General features: G+C 72.8%; 17 protein-coding genes and 1 pseudogene. 8 read left to right on the top strand and 10 right to left on the bottom strand.

Annotated elements, in window-relative coordinates; all coding sequences use genetic code 11:
- The first annotated feature begins 549 nt into the window (after positions 1-549).
- Positions 550-1,554 carry a dihydroxyacetone kinase subunit DhaK gene (gene dhaK / locus AB0F82_RS27620; RefSeq protein WP_362632180.1) on the top strand — a complete coding sequence of 335 codons (1,005 nt, stop codon included), beginning with the start codon at positions 550-552 and terminating at the stop codon, positions 1,552-1,554.
- Positions 1,555-1,576: 22 nt separating this feature from the next.
- Here dhaK and AB0F82_RS27615 read toward each other — a convergent pair whose 3' ends face one another.
- From AB0F82_RS27615 to AB0F82_RS27600, 4 genes are all read right to left on the bottom strand, one after another.
- Positions 1,577-2,149 carry a DUF2231 domain-containing protein gene (locus AB0F82_RS27615; protein WP_362632178.1) on the bottom strand — a complete coding sequence of 191 codons (573 nt, stop codon included), beginning with the start codon at positions 2,147-2,149 and terminating at the stop codon, positions 1,577-1,579.
- Between the two features lie 87 nt (positions 2,150-2,236).
- Positions 2,237-4,582, bottom strand: coding sequence for an ABC transporter permease (locus AB0F82_RS27610; RefSeq protein WP_362632176.1), 2,346 nt, complete (start codon positions 4,580-4,582; stop codon positions 2,237-2,239).
- 2 nt (positions 4,583-4,584) lie between these two features.
- Positions 4,585-5,352 (bottom strand): ABC transporter ATP-binding protein, encoded by a 768-nt coding sequence (locus tag AB0F82_RS27605; protein ID WP_362632174.1) that lies wholly within the window; start codon positions 5,350-5,352, stop codon positions 4,585-4,587.
- Entirely contained in the window at positions 5,349-5,855 is a 507-nt protein-coding gene (locus AB0F82_RS27600; RefSeq protein WP_030660918.1) for a PadR family transcriptional regulator, read from the bottom strand. Before AB0F82_RS27600 ends, AB0F82_RS27605 begins: the two co-directional genes overlap by 4 nt.
- Positions 5,856-6,023: 168 nt before the next feature.
- Here AB0F82_RS27600 and AB0F82_RS27595 point away from each other — a divergent pair, with 168 nt between their 5' ends.
- The 5 genes from AB0F82_RS27595 to AB0F82_RS27575 all read left to right on the top strand — a co-directional run bounded on the left by AB0F82_RS27595 (position 6,024) and on the right by AB0F82_RS27575 (position 12,953).
- On the top strand, positions 6,024-7,298 hold the full coding sequence (locus AB0F82_RS27595) for an ABC transporter substrate-binding protein (protein ID WP_362632172.1): 1,275 nt from the start codon (positions 6,024-6,026) through the stop codon (positions 7,296-7,298).
- A gap of 247 nt (positions 7,299-7,545) precedes the next feature.
- Positions 7,546-9,261, top strand: a complete 1,716-nt coding sequence (locus tag AB0F82_RS27590) for a glycoside hydrolase family 13 protein (RefSeq protein WP_362632171.1) — start codon at positions 7,546-7,548, stop codon at positions 9,259-9,261.
- A 44-nt stretch (positions 9,262-9,305) separates the two neighbouring features.
- The gene (locus AB0F82_RS27585; RefSeq protein ID WP_362632169.1) at positions 9,306-10,637 is read left to right on the top strand and encodes an ABC transporter substrate-binding protein; all 1,332 of its coding nucleotides are present in this window, start codon (positions 9,306-9,308) and stop codon (positions 10,635-10,637) included.
- 10 nt (positions 10,638-10,647) lie between these two features.
- The gene (locus AB0F82_RS27580) at positions 10,648-11,991 is read left to right on the top strand and encodes an ABC transporter permease (protein WP_362632167.1); all 1,344 of its coding nucleotides are present in this window, start codon (positions 10,648-10,650) and stop codon (positions 11,989-11,991) included.
- A complete protein-coding gene (locus AB0F82_RS27575; protein ID WP_362632165.1) occupies positions 11,988-12,953 on the top strand; it encodes a carbohydrate ABC transporter permease in 966 nt (321 codons plus the stop codon). The genes AB0F82_RS27580 and AB0F82_RS27575 overlap by 4 nt, the downstream gene beginning before the upstream one ends.
- Positions 12,954-13,031: 78 nt before the next feature.
- Here AB0F82_RS27575 and AB0F82_RS27570 read toward each other — a convergent pair whose 3' ends face one another.
- Entirely contained in the window at positions 13,032-14,447 is a 1,416-nt protein-coding gene (locus tag AB0F82_RS27570) for an amidase (protein WP_362632163.1), read from the bottom strand.
- 261 nt (positions 14,448-14,708) lie between these two features.
- Between AB0F82_RS27570 and AB0F82_RS27565 the strand changes: the two genes are divergently transcribed.
- Positions 14,709-15,332 carry a histidine phosphatase family protein gene (locus AB0F82_RS27565; RefSeq protein WP_362632161.1) on the top strand — a complete coding sequence of 208 codons (624 nt, stop codon included), beginning with the start codon at positions 14,709-14,711 and terminating at the stop codon, positions 15,330-15,332.
- Positions 15,333-15,639: 307 nt separating this feature from the next.
- A complete protein-coding gene (locus tag AB0F82_RS27560; protein WP_362632160.1) occupies positions 15,640-16,065 on the top strand; it encodes a subtilase-type protease inhibitor in 426 nt (141 codons plus the stop codon).
- A gap of 219 nt (positions 16,066-16,284) precedes the next feature.
- Here the strand turns inward: AB0F82_RS27560 and AB0F82_RS27555 are convergent, their stop codons facing one another.
- The 5 genes and pseudogenes from AB0F82_RS27555 to AB0F82_RS27535 form a co-directional block, all read right to left on the bottom strand.
- Entirely contained in the window at positions 16,285-17,022 is a 738-nt protein-coding gene (locus AB0F82_RS27555) for an SAM-dependent methyltransferase (RefSeq protein WP_362632311.1), read from the bottom strand.
- 72 nt (positions 17,023-17,094) lie between these two features.
- A pseudogene (locus AB0F82_RS27550) lies at positions 17,095-18,285 on the bottom strand (glycosyltransferase); the annotation flags it as partial.
- Between the two features lie 56 nt (positions 18,286-18,341).
- A complete protein-coding gene (locus AB0F82_RS27545) occupies positions 18,342-19,343 on the bottom strand; it encodes a GNAT family N-acetyltransferase (protein ID WP_362632158.1) in 1,002 nt (333 codons plus the stop codon).
- 67 nt (positions 19,344-19,410) lie between these two features.
- On the bottom strand, positions 19,411-20,052 hold the full coding sequence (locus tag AB0F82_RS27540) for a hemerythrin domain-containing protein (RefSeq protein WP_362632156.1): 642 nt from the start codon (positions 20,050-20,052) through the stop codon (positions 19,411-19,413).
- A gap of 123 nt (positions 20,053-20,175) precedes the next feature.
- Positions 20,176-21,069 (bottom strand): LysR family transcriptional regulator, encoded by an 894-nt coding sequence (locus AB0F82_RS27535; protein ID WP_362632154.1) that lies wholly within the window; start codon positions 21,067-21,069, stop codon positions 20,176-20,178.
- Positions 21,070-21,197: the final 128 nt, after the last annotated feature.

Genomic DNA, 21,197 nt, shown 5'->3' with positions numbered 1-21,197 from the left:
TCCAGGTCGGCGAACTCCGAGTTGTCCTGCTCGCTGTAGCGCACCCTTCACCGTGGGCGAGCTCGCCCACGGTGAAGAGGGCGAGCGCGCCGCCTTCGTCTGCCGCACGGACCGGCGTGGCGCAGATGCGGGGCGGCGAGGCCGCGTCGCGGCACGCGCTGGGGCGGTCGCCGCAGGCGCGGCCCGGTGCCGCCTCGGCCGTTTCTTTCGGTCGCCATCGGACACTCCTTGAAGCGGCCCGTCGTGAGATCGGCGAGGAAGCCCGGATCCCGCCCAGCGGCCTGTGCGACTCCCCCGCGCCGTCGGCAGTACGACCCCGGCCCGGCGCCACGCCCGAGACCCCGTCTGCCTGTCGCTGCGGGGCGGGCTGCCCTACCGTCGAAGCGAGCGGTGCGCAGTCGCCACGGCATCTGACGAGTCATCACAGAAGTCACCAGAACCTGCTTCGAGAGTCCAGGGAGCGGCAAGGTCAATATCGCGAACCAATTGCCTTGACCTGCCAAAGCACTGCTCAGAGAGTCACCTGTCGTCCTCACCCGGAGATGCGCCATGAAGATGCTGATCAACAGTCCTGAGACCGTGGTCGCCGACGCCCTGCGCGGGCTGGCCGCCGCCCACCCGGACCTGGACGTGGACCCCGAGGCCCGGGTCATCGTACGGAAGGGCGCGAACGAGGGCGGTCGGGTCGGCCTGGTCTCCGGCGGCGGCTCCGGGCACGAGCCCCTGCACGGAGGCTTCGTCGGCCCCGGAATGCTGTCGGCCGCCTGCCCGGGCGAGGTGTTCACCTCCCCCGTGCCCGACCAGGTCCTGCGGGCCGCCAAGGCGGTGGACTCCGGCCAGGGGGTCCTGTTCATCGTCAAGAACTACACCGGGGACGTGCTCAACTTCGACATGGCCGCCGAACTCGCCGAGGAGGACGGCATCCGCGTCCAGCGCGTGCTGGTCGACGACGACGTGGCCGTCACCGACAGCCTCTATACAGCGGGCCGGCGCGGCACCGGGGCCACCCTGTTCGTCGAGAAGATCGCCGGGGCCGCAGCAGAGGAGGGCGCTGCGCTGGAGCAGGTCGCCGCTGTGGCCGAGCGGGTCAACAAGGCCTCCCGCAGCTTCGGCGTGGCGCTGAGCGCCTGCACCACCCCCGCCAAGGGCAGCCCCACGTTCGACCTGCCGGACGGCGAGCTCGAACTGGGCATCGGGATCCACGGCGAGCCCGGCCGGGAGCGCCGCCCGATGATGTCGGCCCGGGAGATCGCGGAGTTCGCGGTGGGCGCCGTACTGGACGACCTGGCGAACGTGGCCCCGGCCGACGGACCGGTCCTGGCCCTGGTGAACGGCATGGGCGCGACGCCGCTGCTGGAGCTGTACGGGTTCCACTCGGAGGTGGCGCGGGTGCTCGCGGACCGCGGCGTACCGGTGGCGCGGACCCTCGTCGGGAACTACGTCACGTCGCTGGACATGGCGGGATGCTCGGTGACGCTGTGCCGGGCCGACGACGAACTGCTGCGGCTGTGGGACGCGCCGGTGCAGACCCCGGCACTGCGCTGGGGCCGCTGACCGGCGGAAGAGGTGGCTGCCGCTACGAGGCTGGATGGGCTCCGACGGCCTGTCGGTACGCGATGTGGCCGCCCAGCGCTCCGGTGACGGCCACCGCCGCCAGACCGGCGCACGACCACAGCCTGCCCTTCGCGGGGCGGCCGCCCAGGCGCGCCGCCAGGGAGACGGCGTAGCAGCCGACGGCAGCGGCGTTGGAGACGGCGTGGGCCAGGCCGACCCGTGCCTGTTCGGGCGGCAGGTCGGCCCAGTCCGCCCAGCCGGCGATCGCGGCCGGGGCCACACCCGCGAGGCCGACGGCCGTCAGGGTCGTGGCGGCGCGCCGCTCACCGGGTACGACGTCGAGTACCGCGGCGGAGAGCCAGCATCCGATGGGTACCTGGACGAGGACGGGATGGAGGGGATGGCCCAGTGGCCTTCCCCTGAGCAGGTCCCTCACCTCGCCCAGGGGGAGCGAGCGGATCCCCCGCTGGAGTACGCGGATCGCCGGGTCGGCCAGGGTGGTCCGTTCGAGGCGGTCCAGGGTCGTCAGCCACCACCCGGACGCGGCGTTCAGGGCGGGGGCGACCTTCGAGGGGCGGAGGGTTTCGGTGTTCATGCATGGCGCCTACCCGGCTTCGGGCCCCCGCCCCACGTTGGTGTCGCCCGAATGGGGCGCCGTCACGGCCGCCGGCGCCGGGGGGCGTCAGAGGGTTTCGCCGAGCGAGTCCGCCAGCCGTCGTCGTGCCGTCCGGGTCGCCGGCAGCGCCGCGGCCGCGACCGCACCCAGCACCGCGCCCACGATCACCGTCAACAGCACCGGCAGCGGGGGCAGCTGGGCAATGCCCGCGCCGATTCCGCTCGACGCGCCCTGGGTGTCCACCAGCCAGGTGCCGGACAGGACGCCCACCGTCGTCCCCACCAGAGCTGACACGAGCGCGGTCAGGCCGGCGGCCGTCACGATCATCGCCCCGATCTGGCGGGGCGTCAGCCCGATGGCCTTCAGCGCGAGCAGGTCCCGGCCCCGGTCGCGTACGCCCGTGCCGATGAGCGTCAGCAGTTCGATCAGCCCGATGAGCGCCAGCACGGCGATCAGGGCGCCGATCACCCCGCGTGCCGGTTCCAGCCGGTCGGCCGGGTTGGGCGTCTCGCGGACCTCCAGTGGTGCGCCGGCCGCCGCGGCGAGGGCGCCGCTCACGGCCCGGGGATCGGCCCCCTCGCGCAGCTCCAGGGCGTGGAAGGCGGGCCGCAGCCGGGGGTCGCGCTCGCGCAGTGCGTCCAGGGTCGTGGTGATCACCCGGCCGCCGGAATCGGGCTCGATGGTGCGCCCGACGAGGTGCAGGATCTGCGGCCGTCCGCCGACGGTCATCCGTACCCAGTCGCCGACCCGTACGCCGAGGAGGTCCAGCAGCCCCTGGCCGGCCACGGCCTCGTCGGGGCCGGCGACCGCGCGCCCCTCCACCACCGCGGAGGGGTACGGCCGGCGGGCCGTGCCCAGGCCGCGCAGGGTGATGGTGCCGGTCTGCCCGGGGACGAGCGCCGCCATCTCCGCACCCGGATGGACGGCGGCGATGTCCGGGACCGTCGCGAGGGTCTCCTCCAGCTCCGCGTCCGAAGGCCCCGCGGGCTGCTCGGACCGCACGGTCAGCGCCGCGGCCAGCCCCACCTGGGCGGGGCGGCTGCGGAACTGGTCCAGCGTCGACCAGGCCACGAGGGCGACCGTGATGAGCACCAGCGGCAGCGCGAGCCTGGCCACCGCCACGAGCGTCCGCCCGCGCCGGGGGAACGCCGCACGCCATCCCAGGACCAGGGCGGGCGGCACCCGTACGCCGAGCGCCCGCTTGCCGAGGGCGGTCATCGGCGCGGCGGACGGCAGCGCCGCCCGCGCCACCGGCACCGGCGGCACCCGGCCGGCCCGCCAGGCCGACAGCCCGGTGGAGGCGGCGATCAACAGCACCGCGCCGCCGGGAATGCCGATCATCAGGGCGGTGTGTCCGGGCAGGTCCTGCCAGACGGCGGCGGCCTCCCCGATCCGCCCCGGTATCCGGGCGCCGAGCAGGGCGATCGCCGTGGTGCCGAGGGCCACGCCGAGGAGCGCGAAGGCCAGGTGCTGTACGAGGAAGCCGCGGGTGACCTGGCCGGGGGTGAAGCCGATCGCCTTCAGGACGGCGATGTCGCGCAGCTGGCCCCGGACGCGGGCCCCGACCGCCCCGGACGCGGCCAGGGCCGCGGCGAGCAGTGCGCCGAGGCCGAAGACGGCGAAGACCGTGCCCAGGAGCCGGTCGTCGCCGCCCGCCTCGGCGCGGGCCTGCTGCCACTTGGTGACCTCGGCGACCCGGTCGGCGCCGAGTACGGTGACCGCGCGCTGGACGATGAAGTCGGTGTCGTCGGGGTCCTCCAGACGCAGCCCGACGCTCTGCCCGGTGTCTGCGTGGGCGATCTCTTCGAGCGTGCCGGGGAGCACCCAGCCGATGCCGGCCGCGCCGCCCGGCTGGTAGCGGGGCTCAGCCGCGTCGGCCGTCCCGCTCACCCGCAGCAGGTGCGGGGCGCCGTCCGGTCCGGTGACGCGTACGGTGTCGCCCGGCTCCGCCCAGAGGGCCCGCGCGACGGAGGTCTCCAGCACGACGGAGCCGGTCCCCGAGCCGGTGCCGGTGTCGCCGGCGTCCGGCCGGGCGAGCCAGCTGCCCGCGGCGACGAGCGGCCGTCCGGTCTGCGGGGGCTCCGCTTCTGCGGCGCGGAGCGTCACCCCGGCCCTGGCGCCGCGGGACTCGACCGTGGTCGCGGCCGTGCGGTAGGGCCCGGACAGCGCCGCGACGCCGTCCACCGCGGCCAGGGCGTCCGCGTCGGTGCCCGCCCCGGCGCGGGTGTGCAGCCAGATGTGCGCGCCCTGGGACTGGTTGAAGACCCGCTGCCAGGGGTTCGCGGCGTAGCCGAACAGCGCGCCGGCCAGCAGGAGCGAGGCGATCACGCCGGCGCTGGCGAGGACGACGAAGAGGGCTTCGCCGCGGTGTGCGCGGAAGTCGGCCTGCGCCCAGCGCAGAGTGGCCCGCACGGTCACTCCTTCAGTTCGAGTACGCCGGAGACGCCGCCGGCCGGGCCCGGGCGGCCGCCGCCGAGTTGTGCGTCGTCGGCTATTCGGCCGTCGAAGAAGCTGATGACGCGGTCGGCGGCGCTGGCCATCCGTGCGTCGTGGGTGACCATGATGATCGTCTGGCCGCGCTGGTGGAACCGCGTGAGCAGCCTGAGCACCTCACGGGTGCCCTTGCTGTCGAGGCTGCCGGCCGGTTCGTCGGCGAGCAGCAGTGCGGGGTGGTTGACCAGGGCGCGGGCGAGCGCGACCCGCTGCTGTTCGCCGCCGGACAGCTCTCCGGGCATGGAGCGTTCGCGGCCTTCGAGGCCGAGTTCGGCGAGCAGTTCGGCGCGGGAGTCGCGGGCGGCCTTCGGGGAGGCGCCGGCGAGCAGGGCGGGCAGTTCGACGTTGTCGGCGACGGTGAGGTTGGAGACGAGGTTGAAGAACTGGAAGACGACGCCGATGCTGCGGCGCCTGAGGACGGCCCAGCGGGCCTCGCGGTAGGCGTCGACGCGCTCGCCGTCGAGCCAGAGCCTGCCTCCGTCGGGCCGCTGGAGGCCGCCGATGAGGTGCAGCAGGGTGGACTTGCCGGCGCCCGACGGCCCGGTGACCGCGACGAACTCGCCCGGCTGGACGGAGAGGTCCACGCCGCGGACCGCCGGCACCGGGGTGCCCTCGCCGTGGTGCGTCTTGGTCAGGCCCTCGGCGCGGACGATGGGCACGACGGGAGCGGCGGTGGCGTCGTCGCTCATTCCAGCTCCTCCTGACAGCGTTCCAGCCAGTCGAGGTCGGCCTGCAGGTGCAGCATGGCGCCCTCGATCAGCAGTTGGGAGATCTTGTTGTCGCGGTCCTCGGCCGCGGCCAGCTTCGACAGGTCCCGCATGGTGTTGAGGTACTGGCGCCGCTGCTTGTTGATCAGGGCGATCGGATCGGCCAGACCCGACTGCGGTGCGAGTGCCAGCTTCATGAAGAACTCGTCCCGTACCCGGGGTTCCTCGGCGGTGTCCTCGAACCAGGCCAGTACGGCCTCGCGCCCGGCGTCCGTCAGCTTGTATGTGCGCTTGTTGGGCCGGCCCGACTGTTCGACGTCCTCGCCCTCGATCAGGCCGCTCTTCTCCAGCCGGCCGAGGGTGACGTAGATCTGGCCGACGTTCGGCTGAGGGTACGCGGCGCCCAGGAGCTTCTCAAGGTCCTGCTTGAGCTCGTAACCGTGCGCAGGGCTACGGGTGAGGAGCGCAAGGAGCGCGAGCCGCACTCGCCCCCCTCCTTCCCGCTGCGTAGTCAACCGTTCACTGGCACCCGGCCGGATGTCTCCTGTGTCCGGTCCGGCTGCCTGGACGTCTAGTATCGCCCATGCCTAACGGGTATATATAGGCCCACGATGGGTCGGCGACGCAGCCGGATCGTGCACTGGGAGGAATCTATGCGGTGGATGCGTGCCGCGGGTAGAGCTCTCCTGGTGGTGGCGGTCGTCCTGGCGGGGTACACCGGTGTTGGGGTGCGCCCCGACGCGGGTACGGCCTCCGACGCCCGCGGCCCCCTGACGCTCGTCACGGCGGGCGATCTGACCGACTACCTCGGCCCCCTGCTCGACGACTGGAACGAGAGCCGCCCCGACGAGCGGGTCACTCTCGTCGAGCTGCCGGACTCGGCCGACGAGACCCGCGCCCAGATGATCAGCGAGCTGAGATCGGGCCGCGACCGGTTCGACGTGCTGAACATCGACGTCGCGTGGACGTCCGAGTTCGCGGCCGCCGGGTGGATCTCCCCGCTCGAACGCGGCCGGTTCCCCCTGGAGGCCTTCCTGCGGCCGGTCGTGGACACCGCGACCTTCGACGGCCGGCTGTACGCGGTCCCGTACGTCACGAACGCGGGCCTGCTCTACTACCGCAAGGACGTCCTGGACCTGGCGGGCGAGCAGCCGCCGCGGACCTGGTCCGAACTGGTCCGCCAGGCACGCACGATCGCCCCGCGGTACGGGCTCGACGGCTACGCCGGCCAGTTCCTCCCGTACGAGGGGCTCACCGTCAACGTCACCGAGGCCGTGCACTCCGCGGGCGGTTCGATCCTGCGCGACGACGGCGCCCGCGTCACCGTGGACTCCGACGGGGCGCGCGCGGGGCTGCGGTTCCTCGCGGACGGGGTGCGGGAGGGCTGGATCTCCCGTGACGCGCTCGGCTACAAGGAGGAGGAGTCCCGGAAGGCGTTCCAGGACGGCCGGCTGCTCTTCCTGCGGAACTGGCCCTACGTGTACGCGGACGCCGGCGCACCGGGGTCGAAGGTCGCGGGCAGGTTCGGCGCGGTGCCGCTGCCCGGCGCCGACGGGCCCGGCACCAGTGTGCTGGGCGGCTCCAACCTCGCCGTCAGCAGCCGCGCGAGGCACCCGGCGTCGGCGGCCGATCTGATCTCCTACCTCACCAGTGAACGGGTGCAGAGGCGCGTCCTCACCGAGGGCTCGCTGCCACCGGTGCGCGCCGCGCTGTACGAGGATCCCGAGCTGGTCCGCGCGTACCCGTACCTGCCGACCCTGCGCGAGAGCGTGCTGTCGGCGGTGCCGCGGCCCAAGAGTCCGCGCTACGACCAGGTGAGTCTCGCCGTGCAGGCCGTGGGGCAGGACGTGATGGCGTTGCGCCAGACGCCGGACGAGGCTGTGGCGCGGCTGGCGCGCGAGCTCGGGGCCATTTCCCGCACGCGCTGATCCAGCGGAACGCACACATCGCACGGATCGCATGGATCGCACTTCTGCACCTCTCCGAGGGCTTCTACTTACATGTTAAGTAGAAGCCCTCTTGTATTTATGGGGGCATCGATGGACAAACCACCCCAGCTTCTGCCTGATTCTGGACACATCGTTGACACCTTCCAGTCGCTGCTACTTAACATGCATGCATAACAGCGCACCTGATCCAGGGCGCTCTCGCATTCAGCAGACAGGTCGACGCGAGATGCTCAGCACCCTTCCGGCCGGTACCGGTCACCCCTCCCGCAGCGCCGCCCCCTCCCTCCCCTGGTGGCGCGACGCGGTGATCTACCAGGTCTACGTCCGCAGCTTCCTCGACAGCACCGGGGACGGCGTCGGCGACCTCGCCGGCGTCCGCGCAGGTCTCCCCTACCTGCGCAAGCTCGGCGTCGACGGCATCTGGCTCAGCCCCTTCTACCCCTCGCCGCAGCACGACCACGGCTACGACGTCGCCGACTACTGCGGCGTCGACCCGGTCTACGGCGACCTCGCCGAATTCGACCGGCTGGTGTCCGACGCCCATCGGCTCGGGCTCAAGCTGCTGCTCGACATCGTCCCCAACCACTGCTCCAGCGAGCACCCGTGGTTCCGCGAGGCGCTCGCCGCGGCCCCGGGCAGCGCGGCGCGCTCCCGGTTCCACTTCGCACCGGGCCGCGGCCCGGACGGCGCGGAGCCGCCCAACAACTGGCACGCCATGTTCGGCGGCCCGGCCTGGAGCCGCACCACCGGGCCCGACGGCACCCCCGGTGACTGGTACCTGCACCTGTTCACCCCCGAACAGCCCGACCTGAACTGGCGCGAGCCCGTCGTCGGCGACGACTTCGAGCGGGTGCTGCGCTTCTGGCTGGACCGGGGCGTCGACGGTTTCCGCATCGACGTGGCCGCCGGGCTGTTCAAGCACCCCGACCTGCCCGACTCGGACGACCCCGGAGCGGACGAGCGGGCCCGCGACGCCGTCAACCAGCTGGCCTGGAACCAGCCCGAGGTGCACGGCGTGTGGCGCCGCTGGCGGGCGGTCTGCGAGGAGTACACCGCACGGGACGGTCACGAGCGGCTGCTGGTCGGCGAGGTGTCCGTGCCCACCGCACGCGAGCACGCCGAGTACGTCCGCCCCGACGAACTGCACCAGGCGTTCTTCTTCGACCTGCTCAGCGCGCCCTGGGACGCCGACGCCTTCCGCGCGACGATCACAGAGGCGATGCGCGACATCGCCGGCACCGGCTCCACCGTCACCTGGGTCCTCAACAACCACGACCAGGTCCGCACGGTCACCCGGTACGCGGGCGAACCGGGGGTCGAGGGCAGCGGACTGGGAGCGGCCCGCGCCCGCGCCGCGGCCCTCCTGATGCTCGCCCTGCCCGGCGCCGCCTACGTGTACCAGGGCGAAGAACTCGGCCTCCCGGAAGTCCTCGACCTGCCCGACGAGGTCCTCACCGACCCGATCTTCCGCCGTACCGGCAGCCGCAAGCACGTGCGGGACGGCTGCCGCGTGCCCCTGCCCTGGTCCGGGCACGCCTCCCCGTTCGGCTTCAGCCAGGAGACGGCCGGCGTGAAGCCGTGGCTTCCGCAGCCCGAGTGGTTCGCCGAGCACGCCACCGACCGCGCCCTGGCCGACACCCGTTCCTTCTGGCACCTCTACCGCGACGGCCTCCAGCTGCGGCGCACCCTGCCACAGCTCGGCGACGGCACCCTGCGCTGGCTGGACGCGCCCGCGCAGGTACTGGCCATCGCCCGCGGCGAGGGCCTGATCTGCGCGGTGAACTTCGGCACGGAGCCGGTGCCGGCCCCTGTACCCGGTACTCCGCTGCTCGCCAGCGGGCCCTGTCCCGACGGAGTGCTGCCCGCGGCGACCGCGGCCTGGTGGGCGGGCGAGGACCCGGCCCCCGGCGGCGCGGCAGCCCCGCAGCCCGTGACCCCGTAGCAGCCCCTTCTCCCCAGCCCCGGACTTCCCCGAGAGGACTCATCATGCGACGACAGAGCAAGACGACCCGCCGGAGCGCCGCCACCGCGACGGCCGCCCTCGCCCTCGCCCTCGGCACCACCGCCTGCGGCGGCGCCACCGGACCCGCGAGCGGCGGCGAACTCAGCGGCCAGACCGTCACCGTCGCCGGCGTCTGGACCGGCGCCGAACAGCAGAGCTTCAAGAAGGTCCTCGACGCCTTCGCGCAGAAGACCGGCGCCCAGACGGTCTTCGTCCCCTCCGGCGACAACGTCTCCACCTTCGTCGGAAGCAAGATCGAAGGCGGCAACGCACCCGACGTGGTGATGGTGCCCCAGGTGGGCGTGCTCCAGCAGTTCGCCAAGAAGGGCTGGCTCCAGCCCTTGTCCGACCAGACCGCCCAGACGGCCGGGTCCACCCTCGCCCCGGTGTGGAAGAACTACGGCACCGTCGACGGCCAGTACTTCGGCCTCTACTTCAAGGCCGCCCACAAGTCGACCGTCTGGTACGCCCCCGAGGCCTTCTCCCAGGCCGGCGTCGGCGAGCCCAAGAGCTACAGCGACATGCTGAAGGCCGGCCGCACCCTCGCGGACTCCGGCCGCCCGGCCTTCGCCATAGCCGGCGAGGACGGCTGGACCCTGACCGACTGGTTCGAGAACATCTACCTCTCCCAGGCCGGCCCGGAGAAGTACGACCAGCTCGCCCAGCACCAGCTGAAGTGGACCGACGAGAGCGTCGTCAGGGCCCTGACCACCCTCGGGGAGCTGTTCAAGGACAAGCAGCTCGTCGCCGGCGGAGCCCAGGCCGCACTGGGGACCGACTTCCCCTCCTCGGTCGCACAGGTCTTCGGCCCCGAGCCCAAGGCGGGCATGGTCTACGAGGGCGACTTCGTCGGCGGCATCGCCAAGGGCCAGTTCGGCAAGAAGCTCGGGCAGGACGCCAAGTTCTTCCCCTTCCCCTCGGTCGACGGCGGCAGGGCGCCGGTGGTCAGCGGCGGTGACGCGGCGGTCGTCCTGAAGGACGGCAAGAACGGCAAGGCCGGCATGAAGCTGGTCGAGTTCCTGGCGAGCGCCGAGGCGGCCGAGGTCTGGGCCGGCGCGGGCGGCTTCCTGTCCCCGAACAACGAGGTCGACTTCGCCAAGTACAGCGACGACACCACGCGCAGCACCGCCAACTCCCTGATCGCGGCCGGTAATTCGATCCGCTTCGACATGTCGGACCAGGCCCCCGCCGCGTTCGGCGGCACCAAGGGCGCGGGCGAGTGGAAGCTCCTCCAGGACTTCCTGCGCGACCCCTCGGACCCGCAGGGCACCGCCGCGAAGCTCGAGGCCGAGGCCGCCAAGGCCTACGGGAACTGAGGCGACCGACATGGCTGACACCGTGACCGCCCGCCCCCCGGCCGACGGGCGGCGACGGGCCCAGCGCAGGAAGCGCCGCCTCGCGGTCGTCTTCGTCCTGCCGGCCCTGCTGCTCCTCGGCGCGCTGGTCGTCTACCCCGTCCTCTTCTCCTTCGGCCGCAGCCTCTTCGACGCGGACGGCGAGCGGTTCGTCGGAGTCGCGAACTACACGGCGATCGTGCAGGACCCGGCCACCCTCAAGGCGATCCGCAACAGCGCCATCTGGGTCGTCGTCGCCCCCACCCTGCTCACCGGGCTCGGGCTGATGCTCGCCGTGCTCACCGAGAAGGTGCGCTGGGCGACCGCGTTCAAGCTGGTCCTCTTCCTGCCGATGGCCGTGTCCTTCCTCGCCGCGGGCATCATCTTCCGGCTCGCCTACGAACAGGACCCGGACCGGGGCGTGCTCAACGCCGCCGTCGTCGGTGTCCACGACGGCTTCGACGACGCCGCCGCGTATCCGACGGCACGCGCCCGGGAGGGCCACGGCCTGACGGGCGGGGCGGGCGGCCCGTACAGCAGCGCGTCGACCGTACGGCCCGGGGGCTCGCTCGGCCTCGGGTTCATCGGGGTCGCCCCCGATGCGATGCCGGCCGGCGCGAAGGCCGCCGCCGCGGACGCGGCTGCCGACGCTGCCGGCACGGACGCGATCGGGGGCGTCGTCTACCTCGACTTCGCCCCCGGTGGCGCGGGCACGCCGGGCCGGGTCGACCCCGGCGAGAAGGGGCTGCCCGGCATGACGGTCGAGGCCGTACGGGACGGCCGGGTCGCCGCGACCGCCACCACGGCCGACGACGGCACCTTCCGCCTCACCGGCCTCGCCGACGGTGAATACACCGTCCGGCTGCCGGCGTCCAACTTCGAAGCCCCCTACCAGGGCGTGGACTGGCTCGGTCCGGCGCTGGTGACGCCGGCCATCATCGGCGCCTACCTGTGGGTCTGGACCGGCTTCTCGATGGTCCTGATCGGCGCCGGCCTCGCGGCCATCCCGCGCGACGCGCTGGAGGCGGCGCGCATGGACGGCGCCACCGAGGGCCAGATCTTCCGCAAGATCACCGTGCCGCTGCTCGCACCGGTGCTCACCGTCGTCTTCGTGACCCTCGTGATCAACGTGATGAAGGTCTTCGACCTCGTCTGGATCATCGCGCCCGGACCCGTCCAGGAAGAGGCGAACGTACTGGCCACCCGCATGTGGCTGGTGTCCTTCGGCGGCGGCGACGACCAGGGGCTCGGCAGCGCGCTCAGCATGGTGCTCCTGCTGCTCGTCGTCCCGGCGATGATCTTCAACGTCCGGCGTTTCCGAAGGAGTGGAGCATGAGCGGCCACAGCACCGTCGAGCGGCGCGGCCCGTCGCCGTCACCGGCGTCGTCCTCACCGGCGCTCTCCGCAACACCTCCCCCGGCGCCGTCCGCGTCCTCCTCCGCGCCCGGACGGCGTCGCGGCGGGCGGCTCTCACGCCTGCTGGCCAGCTCTGCCGTCCAGGGCGTCCTGATCCTGGTCGCCCTCGTGTGGATCACGCCGCTGGCGGGCCTGCTGCTGTCCTCCCTGCGCTCCGAGCAGGACAACGCCACCGACGGCTGGTGGACCGCGCTCACCGACCCGGCGCAGCTGTCCCTGGACAACTACAGTGCCCTGCTGCGGGATTCCGGCATCGGGGCGGCCTTCTGGAACACCGTCCTGATCTCCGTGCCGACCACCGTCCTGGTGGTCGTCATCGCGGCGCTCGCCGGATACGCCTTCGCGTGGCTGGAGTTCCCCGGCAGGGACGGCGTGTTCCTGGTGGTCGTCGGGCTCCTCGTGGTGCCCGTACAGATCGGGCTGCTCCCCGTGGCGAAACTCTTCGGCGCGGTGGGCCTGTTCGGGACGGTCGCGGGCGTCGTCCTCTTCCACGTCGCCTACGGCCTGCCGTTCGCGATCTTCCTCCTGCGCAACTACTTCGCAGAGATCCCGCGCGAGATGCTGGAGGCCGCCCGGATGGACGGCGGCAGCGAATGGCGGATCTTCTCCCGGCTCGTGCTGCCGCTCGGCCGCCCGGCCATCGCGAGCCTGGCCATCTTCCAGTTCCTCTGGGTGTGGAACGACATGCTCGTGGCACTGCTGTTCGCGGACAACGGCTCGCAGCCGCTCACGGTCGCCCTGCAGTCCCAGATGCGGCAGTTCGGCAGCAACATCGGCGTCCTCGCACCCGGGGCGTTCCTGTCGCTGGTGGTTCCGCTGGTCGTCTTCTTCGCCTTCCAACGGCACTTCGTCCAGGGCGTGATGGCGGGCTCGGTGAAGTAGCCGCCGGGACGGGCCCCGTACACCGCCTCCGCACGAGTGCCGTACTCGTGCGGAGGCGTCCGCGCGCCCGCCCCGTCGTCAGGTGGCCGGCAGCGGCGGGCGGCGCTCCGCCCACGGCCGGGCCTCCTCCAGCTGCGCCGCCACCCGCAGCAGCGACACCTCGTCGTCGCGGCGGCCCACCAGCTGCACGGCGAGCGGCAGCCCGTCGGTGCCGAAGCCTGCGGGCACGGACGCCGCCGGGTGGCCGGTGACGTTCCACAGGGCGGTGTAGGCGACCATCGGGCGCGAGCGCGCCAGCGCCGTCAGCAGGCCGGCGCCGTCCAGCGCGCCCACCGGGCGCGGGCGGGCGGCGATGACCGGGGTCAGCAGCAGGTCCATGGACGTGAACATCCGGTCGGCGCGGTCCGCCAGCCGCTCCCCTGCCCGGATCCCGCGTTCCACGGCGGATTCGGGGACGAGGCGGGCGAGCGCGAGAGTGCTCCGGGTGCGCGGCTCCAGCAGGTCGGGACGTTCGACGGCGGCGGCCTCGGCGCGTACCCCGCCGCAGAACTGCGCCGCGAACGGGGCCGTCGCGTCCGGGTAGCGGGGGTTGACCTCGCGTACGTCGTGGCCGAGTTCGCGCAGCGCCCGTACGGTCTCCAGCAGGGCTCCGACGTGCTCGGGATGCGGGCGGACCCCGGGCACGGCGGGCTTGGCGGAGTACCCGATGCGCAGTCGGCCGGGCGGGGTCTGCAGGGCCCGCATCCAGCCGGTGGTGACGGGGCGGGCGCTCCAGCGGTCGGCGGGGGTGGCCCCGGCGAGGACGTCGTAGAGCAGGGCGGCATCGCGGACGGTGCGGGTCAGCGGTCCCACGGTGCCGAGGGCGTACCAGAGGTGGGGGTTCGGGGCGGTGGAGACGCGGCCGCGTTGGGGCTTGAGGCCGAACAGCCCGCAGCAGGCGGCCGGGATGCGGATGGATCCGCCGCCGTCGCCGCCGAGCGCCGCCCCGATCAGGCCGGCCGCGACGGCGGCGGCGCTGCCGCCGCTGGAGCCGCCCGGGGTGCGGGTGGTGTCCCACGGGTTGCGGGTGCTGCCGTGGGTGGCGGACTCGGTGAAGGGCCACTGGCCGAACTCGGGCATCGTGGTCTTGCCGATGACGACGGCTCCGGCGGCGCGCAGGCGGCGTACGGCCTCGGAATCGGCGGCGACGGGGGTGCGGTTGGCGGCGCCGCCGAAGGTGGTGACCTGCCCGGCGACGTCGAGCTCGTCCTTCACCGCGATGGGCACGCCGTGGAGCGGGCCGTGCGTCTGCTCCTCTTCCGCGTCGCGGGCGTCGGCCTCGGCGAGCGCCTCCTCGGCGAGGACGACCCGGAAGGCACCGAGCGCGGGGTCGAGCCGGATGATGCGGCGCAGCGAGGCCTCGACGAGGGCGCGGGAGGTCACCTTGCCGGTGCGCACCAGCTCGGCCTGCCGCTCGACTCCCTGGAACAGCAACTCCGCGTCGTCCCTGTCCATGCCCACCCCTTCACCCCTACCTATCGGTAACCCCGGGCAAGGCTGTCGCCCCACTGCCCCTGCGTCAAGCGCGCGCCGGCACTTTCGGCCTCCGTGCCGGCGCTCGCAAGATCACGACCGGAAGCGGCCAGGGACGCCGGCGTCCCCACTCGGCGGGGGGCGGGCCGTCGTCGCGGCGGTTCGGGCCCGTCGCGGAACCGGCCCGCGCACGTCGGCGTCTCTTCACGGGTCCACAAGATCGACTTCGCTGGAGGATGTCCCATGCCCGGTACGGCCGCCCGCTACCTGTATCTCACCCGCCACGGCGAAGCCTCCTCGGACGAGAGCGAACTGACGGATGCGGGCCGCCGCCAGGCCGCCCTGCTCGGGCAGCGGCTCCGGGGCGTCCCGCTGCAGGCGATCCACCACGGGCCGCTCGCCCGGGCCGAACAGACCGCCCGGCTGGTCGGGGAAGAGCTGGACGGCGTCCCCCGCCATCGCTGCGAGGCCGCCGGCGACTACGTCCCCTACCTGCCGTCACGTGAGGAACTGCCGCCGGAGGCAGCCGACGCCTGGACCGAGTTCCTCGGCCGGTTCACGGCCGAGGAGCGGGAGCAGGGCCCCGGGCTCGCGGCGGCGGCGCTGGCGGCTTTCACCGGGCCCGTCGTCGGCGACGCACCGCGCCACGAGCTCGTCGTCACCCACAACTTCCTCGTGGGGTGGCTCGTCCGCGCCGCACTCGCCGCGCCGGAGTGGCGATGGCTGGGCATCAACCATGCCAACGCGGCCCTTACCGTCATCCGCTACGCCCCCGACCGCCCGCCGGCCGTCCTCCTTTTCAACGACACCGGCCACCTCCCGGCCGACCTCCGCTGGACCGGCTTCCCCCAGGAGCTCCACGTCTGAGACCCCGGCGTGACCGCCTTCATCGCGTCACCCTGCAAGGGAACCCGGCGGACCGCGCACCGGCGCCACCAGGGAGGGAGGGATCGTGCCACGTGGCGAACCCGGCCCGGTGAGCCGCGCGGGGGGCCCGGGACGTGCCCCGCGAGCTGCGCGAACACCCACCGGGCATCCGGTATTCGAATGATCTGTCCGTAAATCGACCACCCATTGGCGACCCTCCTTCGCACCTGCCAGGCTCGTCTTCAGTTGAGCGTCAGATCACAGGCATCGAACCGCAGTCAACCTTGAATCGAAGGCGAAACCTGTCATGCGTCACCACATCATCGCCGTATCCGCCGCCAGTCTTCTGTGTCTTGCAGGCAGCACCGGTCTCGCGGAGGCTCAACCCGCCAGTGCGCACGGTCCGTCCGCGATGGTCTTCACCGTCGTCCAGGGGTCCGGCGCGCCCACGGACACCGTCCTGCGCGCGTCCACCCTCAGCTGCGCCTACACCGCCGAGGGCACCCACCCCGACCCGAGGGCCGCGTGCGACGCCCTCAACGCCACCGACGGCGAACTCAACCGCCTGCTGGCGGCGCCGAACCCGTCGCGGGCCTGCCCGATGCACTTCGACCCCGTCACGGTCACGGCGGACGGTGTCCTGCAGGGCAGGCGCGTCGCCTGGAAGCACACCTTCTCCAACGCGTGCGTGATGTCCACGACCCTGAACGAGAACCCGGTGTACGCGTTCTGACGCCGCGCGGCCGACCGACCGAACCGCAGGGCGCCCCGCCCTGGAAGGGCTCGGCGGCCCGCAGCAGGCGGGCGCGAGGGCGTCGGCCGGGGCGCCGCCACTGCTGGGCACGCCGGTCGGCTCCTTCCCGGAGCGGAGCGGCACGCGGATTCGCCCTCCGCGTGCCCTCCCTCCACCATGACCCGTTTCCCACCCGTTCAGCGGGGGTGGGGCGGTCGGTCAGTCCGACGTTCGGCGCAGGACCAGGCAGAGGAACCCGAAGCTGTCCCGGTAGCCGTGCAGCCACTGCGCACGTTGGGCATCGGCCGTCTCCAGCACGTGCGCGGCGGCCGGATCGGCGGGGTGGTCGAGCGCCCATGCGGCCAGTGAGCCCCAGCAGGCCCACTCGTAGTCGTCCAGCTCACGGCGGGTGCTGACATGGCCGTGGACGGGGGTCCAGCCGTCGGCGACCACACGGTCCACGGTGGTCGCCAGGTCGTCGAGGTCACCGAACATCTCGACGGCCTCCGGTGAGGGGGTGCGGTCCCAGAAAGACTCGCCGATCAGGACGCGGCCGCCAGGAGCCAGGTGCCTGCGGGCCGCGGCCAGGGTGGGGAGGAGGCCGCCGAAGGCGTGGGTGGCACCGACACTGATCACCAGGTCGAACGGCTGCGCGGAGACGAAGTCCGCGGCCTCCTGGTGGTGGAGGACCAGCCGGTCGTCCACCCCCAGGCCGCTCGCCGCCCGGCGGGCCTGCGTCAGGGCGACCTCGGACACGTCGACGCCTTCGGCGTGCAGGTGCGGGCGCGTCGCCAGGGCGCGCAGCAGCCATTCCGCGGTGCCGCAACCGAGGTCGAGCACTCGCTCGTCGCCCCGCGGGAGGCCTCGTTCGAGGAGCCCTCTGACCGAGTCGTCGTCGAGCGGGGACTTGATCGGGTGGTCGGCGTGGGCGATGCCGGAGATCTGTTCGCGGCTCACGGGCGGCACGGCGTCGGCGTGCTCCGTGGGCTCGGCGTGCTCCGTGTGCTCCGTGTGTCCCGTGTGCTCCGTGTCCAGGAGCAGCTTCGCGGCCACGGCCGCCCCGTCGGTGCGGACCGTGTCGGCGACGGCCTTCGCCCGCGCTCGCGTCTCGGGGGCCAGGGCCGTCCTGAGTGCGGCCGACAGCGACTCGAAGGTCGGGGTCGGGCCGTCGTGTGCGGCGCCGATGCCCAGGTCGGCCACGCGGGCGGCCCAGTGCGGCTGGTCCACGAACTGGGGTACCACCACCTGGGGTGCGCCGGCGCGGGCGGCGGTGGTCGTGGTTCCGGCGCCCCCGTGGTGCACGACGGCGGCGACCCGGGGGAAGAGGGCCTGGTGGTTGACGTCGCCGACGGCGAAGCAGTCGTCCGCGTCGTCGATCAGTCCCAGGTCGGCCCAGCCCCGGGAGACGAGTACGCGGCAGCCCTGCGCGCGGGCCGCCTCGACGGTCGTCCGGGCGACGTCGGCCGCCCCGCTCAGGGGCATGCTGCCGAAGCCGACGTACACGGGCGGGGTGCCGGCGTCCAGGAAGCTCTCCAGGTCGGCGGGCAAGGGGCGTTCGTCGGGCAGGATCCACGCACCGGTCTGTAGGAGGTCCAGGTTCGTCAGGTCCTGCCACGGGCCCAGGACCGGGTCCGCCGCCAGCCACGGCCGTTCGGTGAAGACGTGGTCGCGGACGTTGTCCACGGGCGCGAGGCCGATCGCCTCGCGGTGGGCGTTGAGGGGCGCGAGGTAGAGGGCGTTGACCTTCTGGACGTCCAGGTCCCACAGCTCCTGCCTGTCCGTCATGTCGGGCGGGGCCGCCGGGCCCGGGCGCGGCGCCGGCCCGTAGTGCGCCGAGGGCATCTCGAACGGATGGAAGGCCGCGTACACGTAGCGGATGCCCAGCTTCTCGGCCACGGAGCGGGCGCCGGCCGGCATCAGGCCGCTCGCCACGAGCACGTCACAGCCCTCGGCCGCCTTGCCGACCGTGTCGAAGTGCGCGGCGACCAGCTCGGCCGCGAACCCGGCGGCGTCCGACGGCGGCGCCACCGTCCGCAGCGCGCGTACGTCGCGCCCGAAGGGCACCACCTCGGCGCCGACGCCGGTCAGCAGTTCCGCGAATTCCTCGTCCGGCGGTGCGCACACGCGTACCTCCGCTCCGAGTCCGCGCAGCTGCGCCGCCAGTCCCGCCAGCGGCGCGATGTCGCCGCGCGATCCGTACGCCATCAAGAGCACTCGCATGCTGTTTCTCGTTTCTGTGGAAGGTCCGTGGAAGGTCCGCGGAAGGATCTGGAAGGTCAGATGGCGGGCACGTCGAGCTGGAACTCGCCGGTGCGCCGGTAGGAGCGGAAGCCCAGTGCGGTGTTGACCGCCAGCATGTGGGCGTTGTCCTCGGCGTTGTCCGTCTCGATCTCGACGACGCCCGGGTGCTCGGCGCGCAGACGGCACACCATGGCGGCCTTGACCCACAGCCCCAGCCCGTTGCCCCGGTGCGCGGGCACGACGGCGGTGTCGTACTGCTGGGCCCGCGTGGGCGCTCCCTGGGGAAGCAGGATCTCCGTGTAGCCGGCCATGGTGCCGTCGTCGTGGACGGCCGCGATGGTCAGCAGTGTGTCTCCGCGGTCGACGATCACCTGGGCCATGGCCCGGACGCGGTCGGCGTCCCAGGTCACGCGGCCGTAGTCCAGATCGCCGACGGGCATGTCGTTCATCGCGTCCTTGGCGGCGGCGAAGGCGTCGGCGAGGTCGTCGGGAACCGTTCCGGTCCAGCCGGCCAGCCGGTAGCCGGGGTGCTCGGCATCGGCGAGCCTGCGCGGTCCGGCCTCGTCCTGTTCTTCGAGGTGCAGCATGAGGTGGTCCAAGGTCAGTACGCGGCGGAAGCCCCGCCGTTCGCTGAAGAACTCGCCCGGACCGCCTGCCGCGGCTGTGGCGACCAGGCTGCGCCGGTTCTCGGTGCGGCAGGCCGCCACGACGGCCGACAGGAGGAGGGAGCCGGTCCCCGCGCGCCGGTGTGCGGGGGCGACGTGGAGTTCCAGTTCGGCGAGGTGCTCCTGGCCCGGGGAGGTGAAGAGCCGCAGGCCGGCGACCCCGACCGGGACGCCGTCCGCCCCGGTGGCCAGCCAGGTCAGCCGGTGGCTGCCCAGTGCGGGCTTGGTGAGCTGGGCGCGCACCTGTCCGGGGGCGGGGGGCGGTACGCCCGGCAGGTCGTGGGCCATCGAGGCCGCGACGACCTGGTGCCACGCTGCGGCCTCGGCGGCCGAGACGTGCCGGAGCGGAGTGATGTGTACGGATGGGGACATGGTGACGGCTCTCTCGGTCGAGTCGGTCGAGGTGCTTCCGGGGCGGGGCGGGGCGGTTGCGTGTACGTCAGGCGGCGGTGCCCGGACTCCAGCGGTCAAGAGCGGCGTACTCGGGGATCCACCGGGTGGTGCAGGCGGCGTACGCGGATGCGGGCAGGCGGGCGAGGAGCCGCGCCGCGGTGCGTTCGTCGGCGCCGTCCAGCAGCCACGGCAGCAGCAGCGGGTCTCCCCGGCCGATGTGGCGTGCGTGGGCCCGGCACAGCCGGCCCGACTGCTCGGCCGTGAGCACCTGCCGGACCAGCGGGAGGGCGGCGCGCTCCTCGTGTTCGAGGTGCCCGGCCAGCCCGCGGGTCAGTGCGTCGATCAGTTGGCCCGGCAGCAGCGGGTCGACACAGGGGTCGGTCAGTGCGTCGTCGACGGCCTGGACGACCGGTTCGATGGCGGCGTGTTCGACCTCCATCACCTCCACGAGGGCCAGGTCCTTCGGCCTGCCGGCCAGCCCCTGTCGCAGCGACGGCCACAGCGCCTCGTCCTCGGCCGCGTGGTGCGCGCGCAGGGCCGCCTTGAAGAGCTTCCATCCGGCGGCGGTGGGCAGGACGTGCCGGGGGTCGCGGTCCACGGCGGTGGTGATCCGGTCCAGGTGGACCAGTTCCCGGCGCAGGGCGCCGTGCATCGCGTACATCATGGTCAGGTCGATGGCGTCGCTCACGGGGGTGGGGTTCTCACGCGTGTGTGCATGCCCCCAACGATCTTGCGACCGGCACGGCTGATCAATGGGATTTTCCGCGCGGTTCGATAACCGCTGGGTTATCGACGTACACCTCGCGCAAGGTCAGAACCGGTAGGCGCCGAGGTCTCGTACCGTGTCGGCCAGGGCGCGGACGAGCTCGTTCTCGGCTTCGGTGCGCCAGACGAGGGCGAAGGTCATGCGGCCCATCTCGGGGACGGGAAGCCATCGGATGTTCGACAGGCCCCAGTACCTGGTGACATGGCCCGGGAAGGTGTGGATGATCTCGCCCATGCCGACGTGGCTGATCAGCTCGTCGGCGTTGTCCGAGGCCGCAGCTGTGATGCGCCGGATCGGCCGGCCTCGTGGGGTGTGGAAGGGCAGGTAGCTGTCCTCCCAGTAGTCGGGCAGGCCGAGGGCGGTGCCGTGCGGGAAGTCGGCGAGCAGCTCCAGCGGCACGGAGTCCCGCCCGGCGAGCCGGTGGTCGGCGGCCACGGCAAGGATCCGGGAGTCGGTGCACAGGGTCGGCCCGACGGTGAAGTCCGGCTCCTCGACGGGCAGCCAGACGACCAGGACGTCCATGGCGCCGTTTCGGAGCTGGCCGAAGACATCGGTGAAGGTGGCCTGACGGACCTGCAGTCCCCACTGCGGGTGGCGGGCGCGGAACGCCTTCCAGTAGGGGTACAGATCGGCCACGTTGAAGGGCATGAGGCTGACGCGGAGCTGTGCGGTGATGCCTCGCGCGGCCAGCCGAGCGCGTTCCAGTGACTCGTGCAGGCCCGCGTAGACCGGTTGCAGGTCGTCGCGGAACTGCCGGCCGACCTCGGTCAGGTGAACCGAGCGGCTGGTACGGGTGAACAGCTCGGCGCCGATGCGCCGTTCCTGCTTCTTGATGGCCTGGCTGACGCGCGCCTGGGAGACGTGGAGTCGCTGTGCGGCCCGGCCGAAATGCAGTTCCTCGGCCAGTACGAGGAAGATCTCGATGTCCCGCAGCTCCACCGGCTCCCAGCCCCCGTAGCCTCCGCCGATAACCCAGCGGTTATCGAACCGCGCGGAAGTCTACCTTGATCATTTCGATGGCCGGCGGGATGGTGGGGCACGACCGGGAGCCGAGGCCGGACCACGAA

This window comes from Streptomyces virginiae (genome assembly GCF_040638905.1).
Lineage (GTDB): Bacteria > Actinomycetota > Actinomycetes > Streptomycetales > Streptomycetaceae > Streptomyces > Streptomyces virginiae_B.
This window is presented reverse-complemented; position numbering and strand designations above follow the sequence as displayed.